The sequence below is a fragment of the Candidatus Magnetaquiglobus chichijimensis genome (genome assembly GCF_045865675.1).
GTDB lineage: Bacteria > Pseudomonadota > Magnetococcia > Magnetococcales > Magnetaquicoccaceae > Magnetaquiglobus > Magnetaquiglobus chichijimensis.
Window position 1 is genome coordinate 224,596 of sequence record NZ_BAAFGK010000004.1, and the last position, 18,727, is coordinate 243,322.

Genomic DNA, 18,727 nt, shown 5'->3' on the forward strand with positions numbered 1-18,727 from the left:
TGAACTCGTGGTAGTGGCTTGTAAGGAATAGCCACTGCAAATGCTTTCAGGAATTCTTGCGCGGAAAGATTGTTTGGGTTGTCTGTGTGATTGCTGGGAAGCAATAAGCGGGGGCCGGGGTGATGACACACCCCAAGCCGCAGGGTAGAATCCTGCACGACCAACTGGCCATTTTTGGCCGTCCCGCACCGCACGCGCGGCGGGATAAAGAGTACAGAAAGGTATCCGATGTTGGAAGAGTTGAGATGTGGCCAGTGTGGGCGTTTGTTGGCCAAGGGTGCGGGAACGCGCGTTGAGATCAAATGTCCAAAATGTAAAACCCTTAACCATTTCAGTGGTCAAGAACCGCGCCAGACAGAACGCCAGAGAGCGTTGTCGTCAGGTAGCAAAAATGAACATACCGATCAAAAGCCCGCTTGCCGGTTGGACGGGCGGAAAGTATCTGCTTTCACGAACCATTGTCCCCCTCATTCCTGACCATCAGTGCTATGCGGAACCGTTTGCCGGTGCGGCCTGGATTTTGTTCCGCAAACCTCGCTCCGATTGCGAGGTGATCAACGATATCAACAGCGACGTGGTGAATTTGTACCGGATCGTCCGGTTCCATTGGGAGGCGTTTGTCGAGACGTTACAGTGGGCCCTGACGAGCCGGGAGGAGTTCGAGCGGTTTCTCGAAACGCCGCCGAATACGCTGACGGACATCCAGCGGGCGGTGAGGTTCTATTACCTCCACAAGTTGTGCTTCGGCGGACGCATGACCGGGAGACGCACGCTGGGGACATCGGCGATCATGCCGTCAAGCCTGGATCCTTTCAAGGTCCGGCGCGAGGTCGAGCTGGCGCACACACGCTTGAGCCGTGTCATGATCGAGCATCTGCCGTATGGGGATCTGATCCGTCGTTATGATCGGGCGGGTACGTTCTTCTACATCGATCCTCCATACCACGGTTGCGAGGACTACTACGGGAAAGGCATTTTCACGCGGGAGGATTTCAACGCGCTCGCTTCCCAATTGGCCGGCATCCGTGGCAAGTTCCTCATGAGCCTCAACGACACTCCGGAGATTCGGGGAATCTTCGGGGCGTTCCAGATCACCCCGGTGACGACCCGCTACTCCTGCACCACCGGCCCGCGCCCAGTCGCAAAGGAGCTATTGATTCGGAACTATTGATGACGAAGAGAGGATAAGGAGGATGGGCTGTCTGGCACTGGACTGACCCGGTGTCAGACAGCCTGTCGGTCAGTGTTGCACGTGGTGTGATTTTGTTGCACCATGCGCGACAAGATGAGGCGTGCAATTATCTCGCATTTTGGGCGCAATTTATCGCGCCGCGCTTCATTTTGCGAAACGTTCCCGCGAACATGGCCCACAACAGGCCGCCGAAGGCGGCTATCGGACGGTGAGCAATTCGCCGTGCTTCGTTGCCCAAAACCGGCAACGAAGCACGGCACATGAGACCCGCGCGCTTGCGCGATTTTTCGCAAAAAGCGCGAAAAATCGCTTATCGTGAAAAGCGCGCGAAAGTCAAAATCAAAGTCCCAGGGCTTTGCCCTTGGATCCCACCAAGGGCTTTGCCCTTGGATCCCACCAGGGGCCATTGGCCCCTGGACCCCGGCAGTTTGTTCAACTCAGGATCCCATCATGGAAGAATCCAACCCATCCACCACCCCGGAACCGCTCCTGCGCATCGATGGCTCACGTCTGTTCACCCGCTGGCTGGAACAGGAACGGGTCAGCCTGATCTTCACCACCTATCAGGCGAGCAAGATTTTTTTTATTGGTCTGAAACCCGATGGCTCGATGTCGGTGTTCGAACGCACCTTCGACCGCTGCATGGGAGTGGCCCAACGGGGACGAACCCTGTGGCTCGCCTCGCGGTTTCAACTCTGGCGCTTTACGGATATCCTCGAAACGGGCCAAACCCACGACGGATACGACGCCCTCTACGTGCCCATGACCGGCCATACCACCGGGGATGTGGATATCCACGACATCGCCATCCTGCCGGATGGACGGGCGGTTTTCGTGGTGACCCTGTTCAACTGCGTGGCCACCACCGGCGAAAACGACAGCTTCGTGCCGATCTGGAAACCACCGTTCATCTCCCGACTGGTGGCCGAAGACCGATGTCATATCAACGGCCTGGCCCTCGATCAGGGACGCCCGCGCTATGTCACCATGGTCAGTCGCACCGACGTGGTGGAAGGGTGGCGCGAACACCGCGTCGGCGGCGGGGTGGTGATGGATATGTGGAACGACGAGGTGATCTGTACCGGACTCTCCATGCCCCATTCTCCCCGCGTCCATCAGGGCAAGGTGTGGCTGCTGAACGCGGGAAGCGGCGAGCTGGGCTTCGTGGACCCCAAAAGCGAACGCTTCGAACCGGTGGCGTTCTGCCCCGGCTTCCTGCGCGGACTCTCCCTGGTCGGCAACTACGCGGTGGTGGGCATGTCCAAGGCACGCGAAAACCGCTCTTTCAACGATCTGCCGTTCCATGCCCGCCTGGAACGCGAAAAAGTCGCACCCCGTTGCGGCATCCAGATCGTGGATCTCAAGAGCGGTGCCGCCACCCATACCCTGACCGTCGAAGGGGTGGTGGACGAACTTTATGATGTGGTGGCGGTCTCCAACCAGACGCGCCCCATGGCCCTGGGGTTCCGCAGCCGCGAGATCCACCATATCCTCAAGGTGGCGGACCTGAACCCCGATCTCATGCGCGCCTGAAACCGCGCATGGCCGCGACTCTCTTGCAAGCCGCCCTGTCCCACCATCGGGCCGGGCGGCTGGAACAGGCGGTGGGAGCCTACCAACGGCTGCTCGCCGACAATCCGCACGATGCCAGGGTGCTCGCCAACCTGGCCATCGCCCTGAATCAACTCCGCCGCCACACCGAGGCCGAAACCGTCTGCCGACGCGCCATCCGTCTCGCACCCCATCACGCCGAGGCATGGAACCATCTCGGCATCATTCTTTCGGACCGGCGCGATTTCGCCGCCTCGGTGGAGGCCTACCGGCGCTGCGTGGAGATCGATCCCACCCACCATCTGGCCTGGACCAACCTCGGCATCGCCCTGGTGCGTCTGGGGGTGGTCCATGAGGCGATCCATGCCCTGCGTCGCGCGCTCGAGGCCGACCCCGATCACACCCAGGCGTTGATGCACCTGATCCACCAGAAACAACAGGTGTGCGACTGGTCGGAACTCGATCCGCTGATCATGCGGCTGGTCGAACAGATGCGCCGCGATCAGGCCGAGATCAATCCCTTTTCGTTTCTCTTCTTCTGTCGGGATCCGGGGGAGATGCGACTCTGCGCAGACCGTTTCGCCGCTCGCGTCGTCGAACAGACCCGGGCCATGCCGCCGGTGCGCCGTCCGATGCGGGTCGCGACTGGGGAACGGCGCATTCGGGTGGGGTATCTCTCCGGGGATTTCCACCAGCACGCCACCGCAGTGCTGGCCCGTGAACTCTTCGCCTCCCACGATCGGACCCGGTTCCGGATCTTCGGCTATTCGTATGGTCCGGACGATGGTTCGGCGGTCCGGCGCGATCTGGTGAACAACATCGAAACCTTCCGCGACTGCGCCATCCTCGATGACGCCACCCTTGCCCAACGGATCGCGGACGACCGGATCGATATCCTGGTGGATCTCAAGGGCTATACCCGCGATGCCCGTCCCTGCGTCATGGCGTTGCGTCCGGCCCCGCTCCAGGTGGCCTATCTCGGCTATCCGGGCACCATGGGCGGGGATTTCATCGATTACGTGGTGGCGGACCAGGTGGTGCTGCCCGAATACCACCGCCCGTTCTTCGCCGAACAACCGATCTGGCTGGCCGGAAGCTATCAGGTCAACGACAGTCAGCGCCGCATCGATGCAACGATTGGCACACGCCGCGCCCATGGCCTGCCGGAAGAAGGGGTGGTCTTCTGCTGCTTCAACCAGACGGTCAAGATCACCCCGGACTTTTTCGGGCTCTGGCTGGAACTGCTGCGCGCCGTGCCGGGGAGTTGTCTGTGGCTTTTGGCCTTCAATGCCGAGGCGCAACGCCATGTGCGCGGCATGGTCGCCCGCATCGGCATGGATCCGGGCCGGTTGATCTTCGCACCCCCGCTGCCCCATGCCCAACATCTGGCCCGTTACCGCCTGGCCGACCTGTTTCTGGATACCTTGCCCTGCAACGCCCACACCACCGCCAGCGATGCCCTGTGGGCCGGCTGCCCGGTGGTCACCCTGCGCGGCGCCACCTTTGCCGGTCGGGTCGGAGCCAGTCTGCTCACCGTCTTGGGGTTTCCGGAGTGGATCGCCGCCGATCTGCGCCAGTACGGGCGGATCGCCCTGGAGCTGGCCCTGGATCGGGAGGGGCGGGAGCAGGCGCGCGCCCGCTTGCGTCACGCGGTATCCGGGGCCGAACTTTTTTCGGGCGCGGCCTTCGCCCGCAAGCTGGAGACCGCTTTCCTGGCCATCCAGGCCCGCCATGACGCCGGCTTGACGCCCGCGCCGCTGCGTGTCGGTCCGCACGGTGAGGTGGCGTTTGACGCCCGGTGACGGATGAATGGCACAAGGATGGATATGCCCGGTCCAAACCTGTTTCATTCGTTTGATTTTTCCGGATAATGCTCGCGCGATAACCTGACTCGCCCGGTTAATGCATGTTGGCAGATGGTTTGCATGTCATTAACCTGCCTGCCCATGGTGCGACTGGCGCGATTGAACAGCGCGCCGCCAGTTCATGAAGAACCCGATCTTTCGAGGGTCAAGAATGAGGATGAAAAGTCGCGGAGAACCCACGTTTCCTGTCGAGCATCGCGCCGACGCGCTGGAACGGGATCTGTCCGGGCTGATGTTCTGGGGGTTGATCGCCACGAGTCTGATGCTCATTGCGTTGCTGGCGATCGAGATCTGGTCATCCCATGGATGATCGGCGCCCCGTCGCAAACGATCACTCAATACATACAAGCAACCTGGAGAAAAGCAATGACCACGATCGAGATGCGTCCCACCGGCAAGGGACCGTTTGGCAATGGTTTGATCGCGCGCGGCTTTGCGCGTCGCACGATCCGGCGTGGCAGCGTGCCGGAGACCGCCGCGCGGGATTGGTCGTTCGGATTGGGGCTGGGAATCAGCGGCATGACCGGTTTTACCGGCTGGATCCACATGGATTGCTCCATGGCTGGGAACGAGTCGTGATGATCTGCGCGACGCCGGTGGGCGGACGGTTGTTTCCCAAGGGGGGCAGGGGTCTGCGTCCGGTCGGCGCGGGTCGGCTGGTCGATTGCCGTGGCGTCGCGGCAAGGAAGGTGTGCGGTCGGGGGGAGGGGTTCTCCCCCCAACCCGCAGGTTATTTGGACTGAAACGAACGCAACGCCTCGGCGACCAGATAACGCGACATCCAGACTCGTTATTTGGACTGAAACGAACGCAACGCCTCGGCGACCAGAAACGCGACATCCAGACTCTGGGCCGCGTTGAGGCGCGGATCGCAGGTGGTTTCGTAGCGTTCGATCAGATGCTCTTCGCGGATGTCGTGGGAGCCGCCCACGCATTCGGTCACGTTGTCCCCGGTCAATTCGAAATGGACCCCGCCGGGCCAGACGTTTTCGGCCTGAAGGATTTCGAAGAACTGCCGCAACTCCCCGACGATATGATCCAGCGCGCGGGTTTTGTGTCCGCTCGGGGCTGAGTAGGTGTTGCCGTGCATCGGATCGCAGCTCCAGACGATGGTGCGCCCCTCCTTGATGATGCCCTGCACCAGGGGCGGGAAGGCCTTGGCGATTTGATCGTGGCCGAAGCGTCCGATGAAGGTGAGGCGACCCGGTTCGTTGTCCGGGCTGAGCTTGTCGCACAGGCGCAACAGATCGTCCACCGATGCCTTGGGACCGATTTTGACCCCCAACGGATTCTTTACTCCGCGCAGGAACTCCACATGGGCGCCATCCGGCTGCCGGGTGCGCTCGCCGATCCAGATCATGTGGGCCGAACAGTCGTAGTAATCCCCGGTCAGGGAGTCCTGACGGGTGAGGGACGCTTCGTATTCGAGCAGCAGGGCTTCGTGGCTGGTGAAGTATTCGACCTCCTTGAGCATCGGGCTGTTCATGGAGTTCAGGCCGATGGCGCGCATGAAGTCGAGGGTGTTGGTCAACTCGTCGGCCAGGTGGGCGTAGCGTTGGCCTTGCGGGCTGTTGGCCACGAAGTCCTGGTTCCAGGTGTGGACGCGGTGCAGGTTGGCGAAACCGCCATGGGTGAAGGCGCGCAACAGGTTGAGGGTGCTGGCGGACTGGAAATAGGCCCGTTCCAGACGTAACGGATCCGGGACGCGGGCCTCTTCGGTGAAGGCCGGATCGTTGACCGATTCGCCGCGGAAGCTCGGCAGGGAGACGCCGTTTTGCGTTTCCATGGGGCTGGAGCGGGGTTTGGCGAACTGGCCGGCGATGCGCCCCACCTTGATCACCGGTTTGGCGATGCCGTGGGTGAGGATGACCGCCATTTGCAACAGCACCCGGAGTTTGTCGCGGATGGAGTTGGCGGTGAAGTCGTTGAAGGATTCGGCGCAGTCGCCGCCTTGCAGCAGGAAGGCTTCGCCGAGCGCGACCTTGGCCAGGTGCTCTTTCAGGGAGCGCACTTCGCCGGCGAAGACCAGGGGCGGATAGCGGGTGAGGTTTTTGCAGGTGGCCGCCAGGGCTTCGGGGCTGGGCCAATCGGGCTGTTGGAGGGCGGGAAAGGTTCTCCAGGAGTAGGGATGCCAGTCGGACACGGTGATGATTCCTTGCTTTGAGAATTTTTATTGGCCATGAGAGCCGATTCAAAACGGAAAACGAAGAGTTTAGCGTAGAATCGCTCCCGGATACAGGGAGAATGATGATTTGGATCGGTTTTGTTTGTGGATGGTTCCCATGCGGGGGGGTGATGGACCGTTTTTCGGCGCGCCTTGCACTTAAAGGGTGACGAACCGGTAGGAGATGGGCTAGAATAGACTGATTTGATTGGGGTCCAACCTTGTCGGGGAGTTTCGTCGCACCACCATGGAAGAGAACGTTCAACGCCATTTCGATGCCATACAGGAGAAACTCGATCTCCTGAGGGGGCATCTTTAACTACGATCACGGCAAGAAACGGCTGGAGGAGCTGATCTCTTTCACCGAGGATCCCTCGCTGTGGAATCAGCCCGATCGGGCCCGCGAGGTGATGCGTGAAAAAAGCCTCCTGGAAAAGACCATCGGCGAATGGGACCATCTGGTCCAGGAGCTGCGGGATGCCCGGGAGTTGCACGCCATGGCCGTGGAGGAGCGGGAGGAGGATCTCCTGGCCGACGTGACAAACCAGGCGGTGGCCATGCTCGCGCGCGTCGAGGCGCTCGAGTTGGCGCGCATGCTGTCGGGCGAGGCCGACATCAACAACGCCTTCCTGGAGATCCATCCCGGCGCCGGGGGCACCGAGTCCCAGGACTGGGCCGAGATGCTGCTGCGCATGTATCTGCGCTGGTGCGAATCCCACGGCTTCAAGGTGGAAATGAACGACTACCAGCCCGGCGACGAGGCGGGTTGCAAGTCGGTCTCCCTGCGCATCGAGGGGGAGTTCGCCTACGGTCATCTGAAAACCGAAAGCGGCGTCCACCGTCTGGTGCGCATCAGCCCGTTCGACGCCTCGGCGCGGCGCCATACCTCGTTCACCTCGGTCTATGTCTATCCCGAGATCGACGACACCATCGAGATCGCCATCGAGGAGAAGGATCTGCGCATCGACACCTATCGCGCCTCCGGCGCGGGGGGACAGCACGTCAACAAAACCAGCTCGGCGGTGCGCATCACCCACAACCCCACCGGCATCGTGGTGCAGTGTCAGAACGGTCGCTCGCAACATCGCAACAAGGATGAGGCCATGGGCATGCTCAAGGCCCGTCTCTATCAGCTCGAACTCGATAAACGGGCCGACGAGAACAAGCAGATCAACGACGCCAAGAGCGAAATCGGCTGGGGTCGCCAGATCCGTTCCTATGTGCTCCACCCCTACCGCATGGTCAAGGATCTGCGCACCGGCGTCGAAAAGGGGGCTGCGGATGCGGTGCTCGACGGCGATCTGGACGACTTCATCAAGGCCGCTCTCTCCCAGCGGATCGGAGAAGGGGCCGCGGCCTGACTTCGCCTCCCTCCCGAGGCGGTCCCAAGCGCGGGATCGCCTCGGATCACGCCAGCTTCCGGGTAGCCAACCATCGACATGGGCGCCAGTCGCGATCTTCTGGAACCCGAAATGCGGGTGTTGTACCGACGTGAGCACGCCGGTCGGATGATCGAGGTGCTCCAGGACGACCACTCCCGTCTGCTGGCCTTCGACAGCCACCTCACCCAGAGCCGCATGGCCATCGACGACCCGAACCGACTGGTGCTCCGATATACCCGGCGCATGATGGCCGGTTTGCTGTTTTTGGAGGCTGCGGCGCGCGATGAACCGTTCCGGGTGTTGATGGTCGGGTTGGGCGGTGGATCCCTGGCCAAATTTCTCCTGCATCACTTTCCCGCCTGCCGGATGGATGTGGTGGAAAACGATCCCATCCTGCCCGTGGTGGCGCGTCGGTATTTCCATCTGCCCAGCGACGCGCGGCTCAACGTGATCTGCGCGGATGGTGCCCGGTTTCTGGATCTGGAACGGTTTTCGACCTGGGATCTGATCCTGCTGGATGCCTTCGATCAACACGGGGCGGCGCGCGGGGTGTATGCCGAGCCGATGTTCGAGATCGCAAGGGAGCGGTTGAGCGCGTGCGGCGTGTTGACCCTCAATGTGTTGCGCAGCGACCAGCCCCTGTTTCAGGGGGTGACGGCGGGTCTGATCCGTCGGTTTCCGCGCGCGACGCTGGGGCTTTCGGTGCCCGGATTCAGCAACGAGATTCTGTTCGCCGGACCGGGTGTTCCGGAATGGGAGGGGCGCCGGAGTCTGGCCGGACGGGCCCGGTTGCTGGAGGCCCGCCTGGGGATGAATTTCTCGACCTATCTTGAGGAGATGGGGCGGCTGGAAAAATACGCTCCCTGGCGACGCTGGCTGGGTTTGGCCCCCGGATGACCGGGGGCTCCCCATCATGCACGTTAGCGAATCTCGCGCGAATACCACTCCAGGGCGTCGGTCTGGTTGAACGGCAGATTGTGCCGTTTGATGTACTCCAGATAACTCCCGGCCTCAGGATTGGCGGTCAGTGCATCGGGATTGATCCCCATGGACTGAATCATGCGCAACAATTTCTGTAGATCCGGCAACCAGTTGCTCCAGTAAAGCTCGCGAAATTCCTTCTTCAGGCGCGGATGGTCCGGGGTGTACTGTTTTTCCCGCAACAGCGCCATGATCTCCTGGCGGGTCTCCGCAGCACCGCTCTGATAGTTCTGGGCCCCTTTCCAGAGACCAAAAAATATCAGAATGATCACCACGATCACCAGCGCCGGCTTGACCACGGTCTGGATGGTGTCCTTGATATCCAGGGTGTCGTCGGCGTTCACGTTGTAGGACGAACCGGGCAGACGGATTCCCTTCTCCTTGAACCCCTTTTCATACATCAGCCGCACCGGATGATCCTTGGGCAGCTTGCGAATCCGCTCCGGCAGCTCGACCTTGCGCTCCTCGCGGGTGAACTTCAGATCCTCGACATTGACCTTCTCGATGGTCTTGGGTTTGCCGCGTTGCAGCTCCTGCTCGCGCTTCTTGCGCTGCTGCTCGAGTTTGCCGGCCAGGATGATGTTCTCCTCGGCCTGCAACTGATCCTGCATGGCGTCCAACTGCGCGGGGGTTGGCGGGGCCCCGGCGACCGCCTGTCCGCTTGCCTGGGCGGCGCGCGTCGTTTTTTCCGCCTCCTCGGAGGCCTTGGCCTGTTGTGCTCGTTGCGCCTGTTTCTCCAACATCGCGCGTTTGCCTGGAAGATCGGTCATGGTCCCATCCCCGTCGCCAACTGGTATTCTGATTTATTCATATCGGTATTGACCATGATTCTAACAATAAATATTCAAAGTGTAAAAATGATTTTCTCACATAAATGCTCATTCATCCATCCGTCATGTGCGTGAAGCGGGCGACCAGCTCCACATGGCGGGTGTGTGGGAACAGGTCGATGGGTTGAACCCGTTCCAGGCCATATCCGCCGGCGATCAGGGTGGCCGCGTCGCGGGCAAAGGTGGCCGGGTCGCACGAGATATACACCAATCGTGCCGTTTTCGTCGCGACGGCCCGACGGCAGACACTTTCCGCGCCGTTGCGGGGCGGGTCCAGCAGGATCACCTCCGGTGTGGCGCCATCCCAGGGGAGGGTGTCCACCCCTTCGTCGCGGAACAGATCCACGCGGCGGGTCTGGATGCGTGTTTCCAGGCCGGCCAGGCGACCGTTTTCGACACAGCGGCGCAGGGAACCGGGCAGCAGGTCCGCGGCCACCACGGCGTCGAACCGTTCGGCCAGGGGGATGGTGAAGTTGCCTATCCCGCAGAAGAGATCCCAGGCCCGTCCACCTGTTCCGGCCAACTCCAGTGCCAGTTCCACCAGCCGTTTGTTTTGCTCGGCGTGACCTTGCACGAAGTCATCCGCCTCGAAACGGATCGCGCATCCTCCGACCTGATAGGCGAGGGGTTCGTCTCTCGTCAGGGGGGCGGGGGCGGCGCCACCCACGCGGATCCAGAGTTGCTGGAGTCCTTGTTGGCGAGCGAACGCGCGCATGGACTCCTTATCGGCAGACGAGGGGGGACGGGATAGCGCGATGATCAGTCCGACCGTCTGATCGCCGCAGACGGGTTCGAAGGCGGTGAGGGAGTCACGGGCGCGCAGGGAGGCGCCGAGACGGCGCAGCGGAGCGAGCAGGGCGTTCAGGCGGGGATCGAGGGCCGGGCAGGTGACCAGATCCACGATCTCATGGGAGGCGTGGGCATGGAAGCCCAGCAGCAGTTCCTGACCGTTCCAGCGGGTATGCAGCCTGGCCCGGCGGCGATAGCCATCGATCCGGTCGGCGGGCAGGAGCGGCTGGATGATCCCTTCCGGGTCGATGCGGGCGATGCGGCGCAGGCTCTCTTCCACGAACGAGCTTTTCAGGGACTCTTGTCGGCTGGGCTCCAGGCGTCGCAATTGACAGCCACCGCAACGTTCCGCGTGGGGGCAGCCCGGATCCGCGGCGTCGGGACCGGATTCCAGGAGGCTTTCCCGTTGGACGATCAGGTGATGGCGATGGGTGGCGACGATGCGTCCCAGGATGCGGTCGCCGGGGATCACCCCGGCCACGAAGGCGACCTGGCCTTGGAGACGGGTCAGTCCCATGCCGCCCGGCACGATCTTTTCGATCAGCAGTTCCACAAGGGGGGATTCTGACCGGATGGCAGGAGCGCACGACGGGGTGTTGCGCGGCGTTGCGCGGTTGGCGGGTTCCTGGGCGTTGGCAGGGGGGCGCATTTCATCGGATCGCGCGTTGCGGCGTGCCGTGTTTTCCGGGCGGTTGGCAGAGGGATTACGCATTTCATCGGATCGCGCGTTGCGGCGTGCCGTGTTTTCCGGGCGGTTGGCAGGGGGATTACGCATTTCATCGGATCGCGCGTTGCGGCGTGCCGTGTTTTCCGGGCGGTTGGCAGGGGGATTACTCATCCCATCGGATCGCGCGTTGCAACGTGCCGCTTTTTTCGAAGGGGACAGCGCCGATGAAGGGGATCTCGACGTGGATGCGACCGCTGAGCCGGTAGTCGGCGGAGAGTTCTTTTTTGCGCAGCAGCGCGGAGAGTTGTTTCATCGCCTTGTTGAGTTCGGTGGATACCTCCAGGTCGAACTCGGTGGCGCCATGGGCCGGGATGACGAAGAAATCGGTGGTTCTGCCGGTGGCGAAATCCATGCCCTGCATTTCGAGGCGACATTCGATGCCGCCGATGGGCAACTCGACCGGGTTGGGATTTTCCACCTTGACCCGCACCCGCAGGCGTGGTTCCAGGAGTGCGGGTTTGCCTTTGCGCGCCGGTTGCACGTCCACGACGCTTAAAGAGGGTTTTTCCAGTTTGGGTTTGTCCCCGGTCAGTGTCGTCAGCGGGGAGCAGGCCGCGAGCCACCATCCGACGGCGATGGCGATCAGCAGTCGGGGAACGAAATCGCGTATCTGGAAAAAAGCCTTGCCCACCTTGCCCTCGAAGGAGGTTGATTCAACCGTGGATGCGGAAGGTCGCCATCCCCGAATCGGACGGGGTGATGGGGATGGCGACCTGGGAGGTCAGGAGTTGGCGCGTTGGAACGGGTTGTCGCGAATGATGGTCTGCACCCGATCCGGACCGGTGGAGAGGATGGCGGCGGGAATGCCGGTCAGTTGCTCCAGTCGGGCGATGTAGTCGCGGGCGGCCTTGGGGAGTTGTTCCACCTGGTCGATGCCCGAGGTGGATTCGTTCCAGCCGGGCATCTCCTCGTAGATCGGCTCGCACGCCTCGAGCACGCCCGGATCCGAGGGCATGGTGGTGAGTTTTTGACCGTTGCGTTGATAGCCCACGCAGATTTTGAGGGTGGGCAGGCCATCGAGCACGTCGAGCTTGGTCAGCGCCAGGCCGGTGATGCCGTTGATGCGCGCCGCGTGGCGCACCACCACGGCGTCGAACCAGCCGCAACGCCGGGCGCGTCCGGTGCTGGCCCCCAGTTCATGCCCCACCTTGAAGAGATGCTCGCCCACGGCATCGTGGAGTTCGGTGGGGAAGGGACCGCTACCCACGCGGGTGGTGTAGGCCTTGGCCACGCCGAGCACGTAATCGATGCGGGTGGGACCGACCCCGGTGCCGGAGCAGGCTCCGCCGGCCACGGTCGAGGAGGAGGTCACGAAGGGGTAGGTGCCGTGGTCCACGTCGAGCATGGTGCCCTGGGCGCCCTCGAAGAGGATCGACTGACCGGCTTCCATGGCATCGGCCAGGATCAGGCTGACATCATCGATGAACGGAGCGAGTTGATCGGCCATGCGCAGGTAGTCGTCGCGGATCGCCTCGAGGGTGAAGGTGGCGGCGTTGTGGAAGTTCTCGAGCACGAAGTTGTGGTAGGCGAGATTGTCCTGCAACTTGGATTCGAAGAGTTGCCGGTTGTAGAGATCGCCGACGCGGATGCCGCGCCGGGCCATTTTGTCTTCGTAGGCCGGGCCGATGCCGCGTCCCGTGGTGCCGATTTTGCCTTTGCCCTTGCGGCGTTCGCGGGCCAGATCGAGTTCGCGGTGATAGGGCATGATGAGCTGGGTGAGGGCGGAGATCTTGAAGCCCGCGCCGGTGATGGTCACCCCCTGACGGGACAACTCTTCGATTTCGGCGATCAGGGCGCTGGGATCCAGCACCACGCCGTTGCCGATCAGACAGGTCTTGCCGCGCACGATGCCGGAGGGGATCAGATGCAGGACATATTTGATGCCATCCACCACCAGGGTGTGCCCGGCGTTGTGTCCGCCCTGAAAGCGGACCACGGCGTCCGCCTGTTCGGTGAGAAGATCGACGATCTTTCCCTTGCCCTCGTCGCCCCATTGGGCGCCCAGGATGATGACATTGGCCATGGTCGGTTGGTCTCTTTATAAAAAATCTTACGCGGAATGGGACAAGCCAAAAGGACCGGTCGGGTTTCGATCAGTCTGCCAACGTTTGACTATGCCATCAAATTCCCGCGGATGCCAGCGTTAAAATGCATCTTCTCTCTGGCAAGGCAGCGATATTTTCTGGAATCGGGATTGCGGTCTGAATTTTGCAAACTTGCATGATGGGGGGAGACCCCCCTCACCCCCCCGTACCATGGACCTCCTTTCGGGCGTTCCATGGTACGTTGTCTTTGGGTGTTCTTCCGTGTCGGGTTGATTCTGGTTGGCGAGGGTGAAGGCGTGATGAAAATGGGTTTGCGAATCCTTGGGATCGCTCTTTTGGGCGTCATTCTGACCGGCTGCGGTGGCGGGGGCAGTGGTTCGGGCTCCAAGTCGTCGAGCGCGACGAGCACAACCACCACGACCACCACCTCGACGACCACCTATTACGGAACGTTTCAAGGTTCGACCGTGGTGGGTGTCCACTACAAGACCCAGCTGGGCACCGTGATCAAGGAGGGGGAGACCGATGCCCAGGGACGTTTCGAGTATCTCTCCGACGGCGCCACCATCGCGCCGGTGACCTTTTCCGTGGGTGGGGTGGTGCTGGGCACCCTCACGCCCATCACCACCGGTTCCTACAGCATGAGCGTGTTCGACCTGGTGAACGCCTCGGATGGGGAAGCACGGGTCAAGGCGACCAATCTGCAACGGTTTCTGGCCAGCGTGGACACCTCTCCGAACGCCGACATCATCTGGGTTTCCGCGGCCACACGCACCGCGCTGGCCTCCGAGAGCGTCAAGCTCAACGAGTTGACCGGCAGCGATTTCGACGCCCGCGCCACCACCTTGATCAACACGCTGGTGAGCAACGGCACCCTGTCGGCGGGCACCACCCTGGTTCCCGAGAGCGAGGTCACCAGCCACATCCAGGAGACCAAGACCCGCATCGATGCCGCGCGGGTCGGTTCCGTCACCCTGATCACGGGTGCCGAATCGGTGCCGGCGGATGGCAAGAGCCGTCTTCTGATTCAGGTGAGGGCGAAAACCAGCGACAGCAAGGCGTTGAGCGGCGGACTGGTCACCGTGACCACCACGCTGGGCAGTCTGGGGGGCGAGACCGATCTGTGCGCCTCCGCGACCACCCCCACCACCCGGGTGGAGCGGATGACCGACGCCAGCGGCACCGTCACCCTGTTGTTGACGCCCGGCTGTCAGAGCGGAACCGGGACCGTCACAGCCTCGATTGGCGGCATGCTCGCCTCGGCCACGGTGACCTTCACTTCCACGACCGTTCCGGACAACGCCACCCGGCGCACCGGCGTGTTCCAGGGCTATACCCTGGTGGGGGTCCACTACAAGAGCCAGCTCGGCGGCACGGTCCTGGAAGGGGAGACCGACTCCGAGGGGAAGTTCCAGTATCTGGTGGAGGGCTCCACCGTGGCGCCGGTCACCTTCTCGATCGGCGGGGTGACGCTGGGCACGATGACCCTGCCGAACTATTCCGGTTATTACGCCGTGACCGTCAACGATCTGGTGCCCGCCGACGGGGTGGATGCCCTGGACAAGGCGATTGGTATTCAACGATTCCTGAGTTCCATCTCCACATCCGCGACGCCGACCGCGATCCTGATCAAGGCCTCGGCGCGGAGCGCCCTGGCGAGTGCCTCGATCAATCTGGCCGAGTTGCCGGTTGCCCAGTTCATCCCGAGCGCCACGACCTTGATCAACACGTTGATCGCCGCCAATGCCCTGCCTGCCGGGAGCGCCCTGCTCGAAACCTCGGCGGTGGTCGAGAATCTGCGCATCTACAAGCGTCAGGTCGATCTGACGCGCATCGTCTCGCTGGAGATCATGACCGGAACGGGCGGCGTGGTGGCGGATGGCGCCAGCAAGGTCGGCATTCAGATCAAGGCCAAGGCGCAATCGGATGATTCGATCACCGGCGCGCTGGTCCGCATCGAGACCAGCGGCGGTTCGTTGGATACCGAGGGCAACCTCTGTTCCGGATCCGTGACCCCGGTGCGCCTGGTGGACAAACTGATTCAGGCCGATGGTTTTGCCTATGTGACCCTGACGCCGGGATGTCAATCCGGATCGGTCCAGGTGACCGCCACGGCGGGTGGGGTGAACGTGGCCAAGACGGTCCAATTCCTCCCTGGTCCCCTCTCCTACGTCCATTCATCGCTGGTGGCCAATCCCTCCACGCTGTCGGCGGATGGGAAATCCACCTCCCAGATCACCGTCATGCTCAAGGACGGCTACGGCAATCCGCTCGTCGATGGCACCACCGTGACCTTGGCCACGGATCTGGGCACGATTTCTGGCGGTGCGAGCAAAACCATCCTCTCCGGGCAGGCCACCTTCACCCTGGTGGCTCCGGGCAGTGCCGGGGTGGCGCATCTGTCCATCCTCGAAGCCCCGTATCTGACCGCCAGCGTCACGATCAGCGCCACCCCGACCGCTTCGCTGCCCACCTATCCGGGGGTGTTCCAGGGGTCGATCGTGCAGGGGTTGCACTACAAGGCGGAACTCAACGGGGTGATCCAGGAGGGGGAGACCGACTCCGAGGGCAAGTTCCAGTTCTTCACCATCGGTTCGGTGCTCTCGCCGGTCACCTTCTCGGTGGGCGGGGTGGTGCTCGGCACCATGACCCCGGCCTCGACCATCGGCATTCAGACCATCAACGTTCACGATCTGGTCAACCCCTCCGATTCCGACGCGGTGCAAAAGGCGATCAACCTGCAACGGTTCCTCGCGACCCTGGACACGGACGCCAGCAGTGATTCCATCGTGATCTCCGCCGCCGAGCGGAGCGCTCTGGTCACGCAATCCGTGACGTTGAGCGCGCTTCCGGTGGCCGGTTTCGACGCCAGCGCCCAGGGTTTGATCGACGTTCTGATCGCCGCCAGCGTCAAACCATCCGGGACCATCCTGGCCAGCGCGGCCTCGGTGATCGACTCCCTGCGCGAGACCAAAATCCGCATCGATGCCGCGCGGGTCGGGGACATGAGCATCGATCTGGGCGCCGATGCGGTGCGGGCCGATGGTTCCAGCCATATCCTGGTGCGCGTCACCGCCAAGACACCTGGCAACAATCCCCTGATGGGCGGATTGCTGCGCCTTTCGACCACGGAGGGAACGCTGGGCAGTGAGACCAATCTGTGCGGCGCCACCGCCACGGTGACCAGCGCGGTGGATCGGCTCACCGATGCCACGGGAACCGTGAATCTGTTCCTGACCCCGCGCTGCGTGAGCGCCACGACCCTGCTCACCGCCACCCTGGGCGGCAAGATCGTCACCAAAACCATCCAGTTCACGCCGGGCGCCGCGACCACGACCAACTCGTCGATCACCGTCAATCCCAGTACCCTGCCCGCGGACGGCAAAGCCACCGCCACGGTCACGGTGTCGCTGCGCGATGTCAACGACAATCCGGTGGCGGATGGGACGCGTGTCACCCTGTTGACCACCGCCGGCGCCATTCAGGGGGCCAATACCGCGACCACCGTTTCCGGTCGGGCCGGTTTCACCCTGGTGGCCGCCTCGACCAACACCGACGCGGTGTTGACCCTGAACGAGTTCAGCGGACTTTCCAACACCGTCCGCATCGGTCTGTCGGGTGGCGTGAGCGGTTCGAGCGGTCGCAAGGCCAGTTCGATCCAGATGACCGCCGGCGCTCAGAAGATTTTCGTGCGTGGGGTGGGCAAGAGCGAAACCGTCGGCGTCGCCATTCAGGTGCGCGACGCGGTGGGAGACCCCCTGGACGAAAGCAGCCTCGGCCTGAACTATCCGGTTCATGTCAACAATCTGCGCGTCACGTTGAAAACCCGTCCCCAGGGCGGGGAGACCGTGGCCGGCATTGGCCGCAAGACAGGCGCCACCCTGGAGAGCGACGAGGAGACCCACAAGAGCACAGACAGCGTGAACGCGATTCTGATCCGTTCGCGCGGCGGTTCGGCGAACGTCACCCTGACCTCCGGGGTGCGTCCCGGCGTGGTGGAGTTCCTGGTCGAGGCGCTGGATACCGATGGGGCGACGGTGCTGGCCAGCGCGGTCTCTTCCCTGGTGGCCATCTCGTCGGGTCCGGCCCATGCCATGGCCATTTCCGAGGCGTTCAAGGATGGCGCGGTTAATCTGAAGGATTATGGCCGGGGCGGCGTCTATTGTCGCCAGGGCTCGGCGCTGGTCACCGACCGCTACGGCAACGCGGTGCCGGACGGCACGGTGATCTCCCTGAACCTGATCGACGCGGTGTTGGCCCAAAGCGCCACCGGTGCCATCAGCGCATCCTCTCCCAATCTGACCGACGCCGCCGCCAGCTTCAACACCAGCCGGTTGATCGACAGTTCCGGCATCGGTCGCACCATTCAAACCGGGGATCAGGTGCTCTTCGATCGGATCGACTCCGCCCAGGATCGGCGTCGTTTCGTCACCAGTCCCTTGTCCGCCACTGTCCTGACCACCCATCAGAACTTCTCCCAGACGCTGAGCGGTTTGAGCTATACCGTGGGCGCCTCGCTGCGCGGCGGTGCGATTCACGGCTACTCCGGCCAGACCGGTTGCGATCCGGCCCTGTTGACCACCGGCGTGACCTCCACCACCGGAGGGGTGGCGCCGATCCGGGTCACCTATCCGGCCAATCGCGAGACCATCCAGCTTGGTTGTCTTGGCTACAATGCACTGACCGGCCTCTACAACACCACCACGGTCGAGGACGCCCGTTTTCCGAACCGCTCCGGTCAGGTGTTGATCGTGGCCGGCGTCAATGAGGTCAACGATGTCGGAGCCAGCGGTGTCACCCTGGTCACCAGGGGGAAATTCTGCTACTCCCCGCTCTTGCCGGCCAATGTCACCGTGTCGCCGACGCGCATCGGCGGCAACACCTCCCAATATTTCACCGTGACCACCGAGGATGATGGGTCGATCCAGGTGCCGAATGCATCGATCAGTTGTGCGAGTGCCAGCAACAGTACCGGGACCGTGACGATCACGCTTCAGTCCGTGACGTTCGATGCCTTTGGCACCCCCACGTTTGGAACCGCTGGCCCCTCGAGCAGCACCTTGACCAATGCCTACGGCGTGGCCACCTTTTACGCGGTCGTGACCGGCACCGGTCGGTCGGACGATGCCGGAGGCATCTATTGCTCGGGAATGAATACCAATGTCAGCATTTCCGTCTATTGAGGGCGGGCTCGCCAGGAT

15 protein-coding genes are annotated in these 18,727 nt (G+C 62.6%); 10 read left to right on the forward strand and 5 right to left on the reverse strand.

Going from position 1 to position 18,727, the window contains the following annotated elements:
* The first annotated feature begins 228 nt into the window (after nucleotides 1-228).
* The 7 genes from ACOY6C_RS05435 to ACOY6C_RS05465 all read left to right on the forward strand — a co-directional run bounded on the left by ACOY6C_RS05435 (nucleotide 229) and on the right by ACOY6C_RS05465 (nucleotide 5,351).
* Nucleotides 229-477 (forward strand): Com family DNA-binding transcriptional regulator, encoded by a 249-nt coding sequence (locus ACOY6C_RS05435; protein WP_420904479.1) that lies wholly within the window; start codon nucleotides 229-231, stop codon nucleotides 475-477.
* Nucleotides 392-1,171, forward strand: a complete 780-nt coding sequence (locus ACOY6C_RS05440) for a DNA adenine methylase (RefSeq protein ID WP_420904480.1) — start codon at nucleotides 392-394, stop codon at nucleotides 1,169-1,171. Before ACOY6C_RS05435 ends, ACOY6C_RS05440 begins: the two co-directional genes overlap by 86 nt.
* 471 nt (nucleotides 1,172-1,642) lie before the next feature.
* The gene (locus tag ACOY6C_RS05445) at nucleotides 1,643-2,725 is read left to right on the forward strand and encodes a TIGR03032 family protein (protein WP_420904481.1); all 1,083 of its coding nucleotides are present in this window, start codon (nucleotides 1,643-1,645) and stop codon (nucleotides 2,723-2,725) included.
* A gap of 8 nt (nucleotides 2,726-2,733) precedes the next feature.
* The gene (locus tag ACOY6C_RS05450; RefSeq protein WP_420904482.1) at nucleotides 2,734-4,545 is read left to right on the forward strand and encodes an O-linked N-acetylglucosamine transferase, SPINDLY family protein; all 1,812 of its coding nucleotides are present in this window, start codon (nucleotides 2,734-2,736) and stop codon (nucleotides 4,543-4,545) included.
* A gap of 220 nt (nucleotides 4,546-4,765) precedes the next feature.
* Complete coding sequence (locus ACOY6C_RS05455) at nucleotides 4,766-4,918, forward strand: hypothetical protein (RefSeq protein ID WP_420904483.1); 153 nt, start codon at nucleotides 4,766-4,768, stop codon at nucleotides 4,916-4,918.
* Nucleotides 4,919-4,974: 56 nt separating this feature from the next.
* The gene (locus ACOY6C_RS05460) at nucleotides 4,975-5,187 is read left to right on the forward strand and encodes a hypothetical protein (RefSeq protein WP_420904484.1); all 213 of its coding nucleotides are present in this window, start codon (nucleotides 4,975-4,977) and stop codon (nucleotides 5,185-5,187) included.
* Nucleotides 5,187-5,351 carry a hypothetical protein gene (locus ACOY6C_RS05465; protein ID WP_420904485.1) on the forward strand — a complete coding sequence of 55 codons (165 nt, stop codon included), beginning with the start codon at nucleotides 5,187-5,189 and terminating at the stop codon, nucleotides 5,349-5,351. Before ACOY6C_RS05460 ends, ACOY6C_RS05465 begins: the two co-directional genes overlap by 1 nt.
* A gap of 47 nt (nucleotides 5,352-5,398) precedes the next feature.
* Here the strand turns inward: ACOY6C_RS05465 and ACOY6C_RS05470 are convergent, their stop codons facing one another.
* Nucleotides 5,399-6,751, reverse strand: a complete 1,353-nt coding sequence (locus ACOY6C_RS05470) for a class II 3-deoxy-7-phosphoheptulonate synthase (RefSeq protein WP_420904486.1) — start codon at nucleotides 6,749-6,751, stop codon at nucleotides 5,399-5,401.
* 268 nt (nucleotides 6,752-7,019) lie between these two features.
* Between ACOY6C_RS05470 and prfB the strand changes: the two genes are divergently transcribed.
* A protein-coding gene (gene prfB, locus ACOY6C_RS05475; protein WP_420906085.1) for a peptide chain release factor 2 occupies nucleotides 7,020-8,133 on the forward strand; the annotation gives its coding sequence in 2 pieces (ribosomal slippage) (nucleotides 7,020-7,088 and nucleotides 7,090-8,133; 1,113 coding nt in all).
* Nucleotides 8,134-8,211: 78 nt separating this feature from the next.
* On the forward strand, nucleotides 8,212-9,051 hold the full coding sequence (locus ACOY6C_RS05480; protein ID WP_420904487.1) for a fused MFS/spermidine synthase: 840 nt from the start codon (nucleotides 8,212-8,214) through the stop codon (nucleotides 9,049-9,051).
* A gap of 23 nt (nucleotides 9,052-9,074) precedes the next feature.
* On the opposite strand, the gene ACOY6C_RS05485 is transcribed toward ACOY6C_RS05480, so the two are convergent.
* The 4 genes from ACOY6C_RS05485 to ACOY6C_RS05500 form a co-directional block, all read right to left on the reverse strand.
* Nucleotides 9,075-9,905: a hypothetical protein gene (locus ACOY6C_RS05485; RefSeq protein WP_420904488.1), complete on the reverse strand. Its 831-nt coding sequence runs from the start codon at nucleotides 9,903-9,905 to the stop codon at nucleotides 9,075-9,077.
* 112 nt (nucleotides 9,906-10,017) lie between these two features.
* Nucleotides 10,018-11,466: a 23S rRNA (uracil(1939)-C(5))-methyltransferase RlmD gene (gene rlmD / locus ACOY6C_RS05490; RefSeq protein WP_420904489.1), complete on the reverse strand. Its 1,449-nt coding sequence runs from the start codon at nucleotides 11,464-11,466 to the stop codon at nucleotides 10,018-10,020.
* A gap of 118 nt (nucleotides 11,467-11,584) precedes the next feature.
* On the reverse strand, nucleotides 11,585-12,112 hold the full coding sequence (locus ACOY6C_RS05495) for an LEA/WHy family protein (RefSeq protein ID WP_420904490.1): 528 nt from the start codon (nucleotides 12,110-12,112) through the stop codon (nucleotides 11,585-11,587).
* A gap of 90 nt (nucleotides 12,113-12,202) precedes the next feature.
* Nucleotides 12,203-13,504 (reverse strand): adenylosuccinate synthase, encoded by a 1,302-nt coding sequence (locus ACOY6C_RS05500; RefSeq protein ID WP_420904491.1) that lies wholly within the window; start codon nucleotides 13,502-13,504, stop codon nucleotides 12,203-12,205.
* A gap of 321 nt (nucleotides 13,505-13,825) precedes the next feature.
* Here ACOY6C_RS05500 and ACOY6C_RS05505 point away from each other — a divergent pair, with 321 nt between their 5' ends.
* Nucleotides 13,826-18,709, forward strand: coding sequence for an invasin domain 3-containing protein (locus ACOY6C_RS05505; protein WP_420904492.1), 4,884 nt, complete (start codon nucleotides 13,826-13,828; stop codon nucleotides 18,707-18,709).
* Nucleotides 18,710-18,727: the final 18 nt, after the last annotated feature.

Coding starts and splice junctions, on each gene's coding strand:
- ACOY6C_RS05435 (WP_420904479.1), top strand. CDS start 229: ATGTTGGAAGAGTTGAGATGTGGCCAGTGTGGGCGTTTGTTGGCCAAG.
- ACOY6C_RS05440 (WP_420904480.1), top strand. CDS start 392: ATGAACATACCGATCAAAAGCCCGCTTGCCGGTTGGACGGGCGGAAAG.
- ACOY6C_RS05445 (WP_420904481.1), top strand. CDS start 1,643: ATGGAAGAATCCAACCCATCCACCACCCCGGAACCGCTCCTGCGCATC.
- ACOY6C_RS05450 (WP_420904482.1), top strand. CDS start 2,734: ATGGCCGCGACTCTCTTGCAAGCCGCCCTGTCCCACCATCGGGCCGGG.
- ACOY6C_RS05455 (WP_420904483.1), top strand. CDS start 4,766: ATGAAAAGTCGCGGAGAACCCACGTTTCCTGTCGAGCATCGCGCCGAC.
- ACOY6C_RS05460 (WP_420904484.1), top strand. CDS start 4,975: ATGACCACGATCGAGATGCGTCCCACCGGCAAGGGACCGTTTGGCAAT.
- ACOY6C_RS05465 (WP_420904485.1), top strand. CDS start 5,187: ATGATCTGCGCGACGCCGGTGGGCGGACGGTTGTTTCCCAAGGGGGGC.
- ACOY6C_RS05480 (WP_420904487.1), top strand. CDS start 8,212: ATGGGCGCCAGTCGCGATCTTCTGGAACCCGAAATGCGGGTGTTGTAC.
- ACOY6C_RS05485 (WP_420904488.1), bottom strand. CDS start 9,905: ATGACCGATCTTCCAGGCAAACGCGCGATGTTGGAGAAACAGGCGCAA.
- rlmD (WP_420904489.1), bottom strand. CDS start 11,466: ATGCGTAATCCCTCTGCCAACCGCCCGGAAAACACGGCACGCCGCAAC.
- ACOY6C_RS05500 (WP_420904491.1), bottom strand. CDS start 13,504: ATGGCCAATGTCATCATCCTGGGCGCCCAATGGGGCGACGAGGGCAAG.
- ACOY6C_RS05505 (WP_420904492.1), top strand. CDS start 13,826: ATGAAAATGGGTTTGCGAATCCTTGGGATCGCTCTTTTGGGCGTCATT.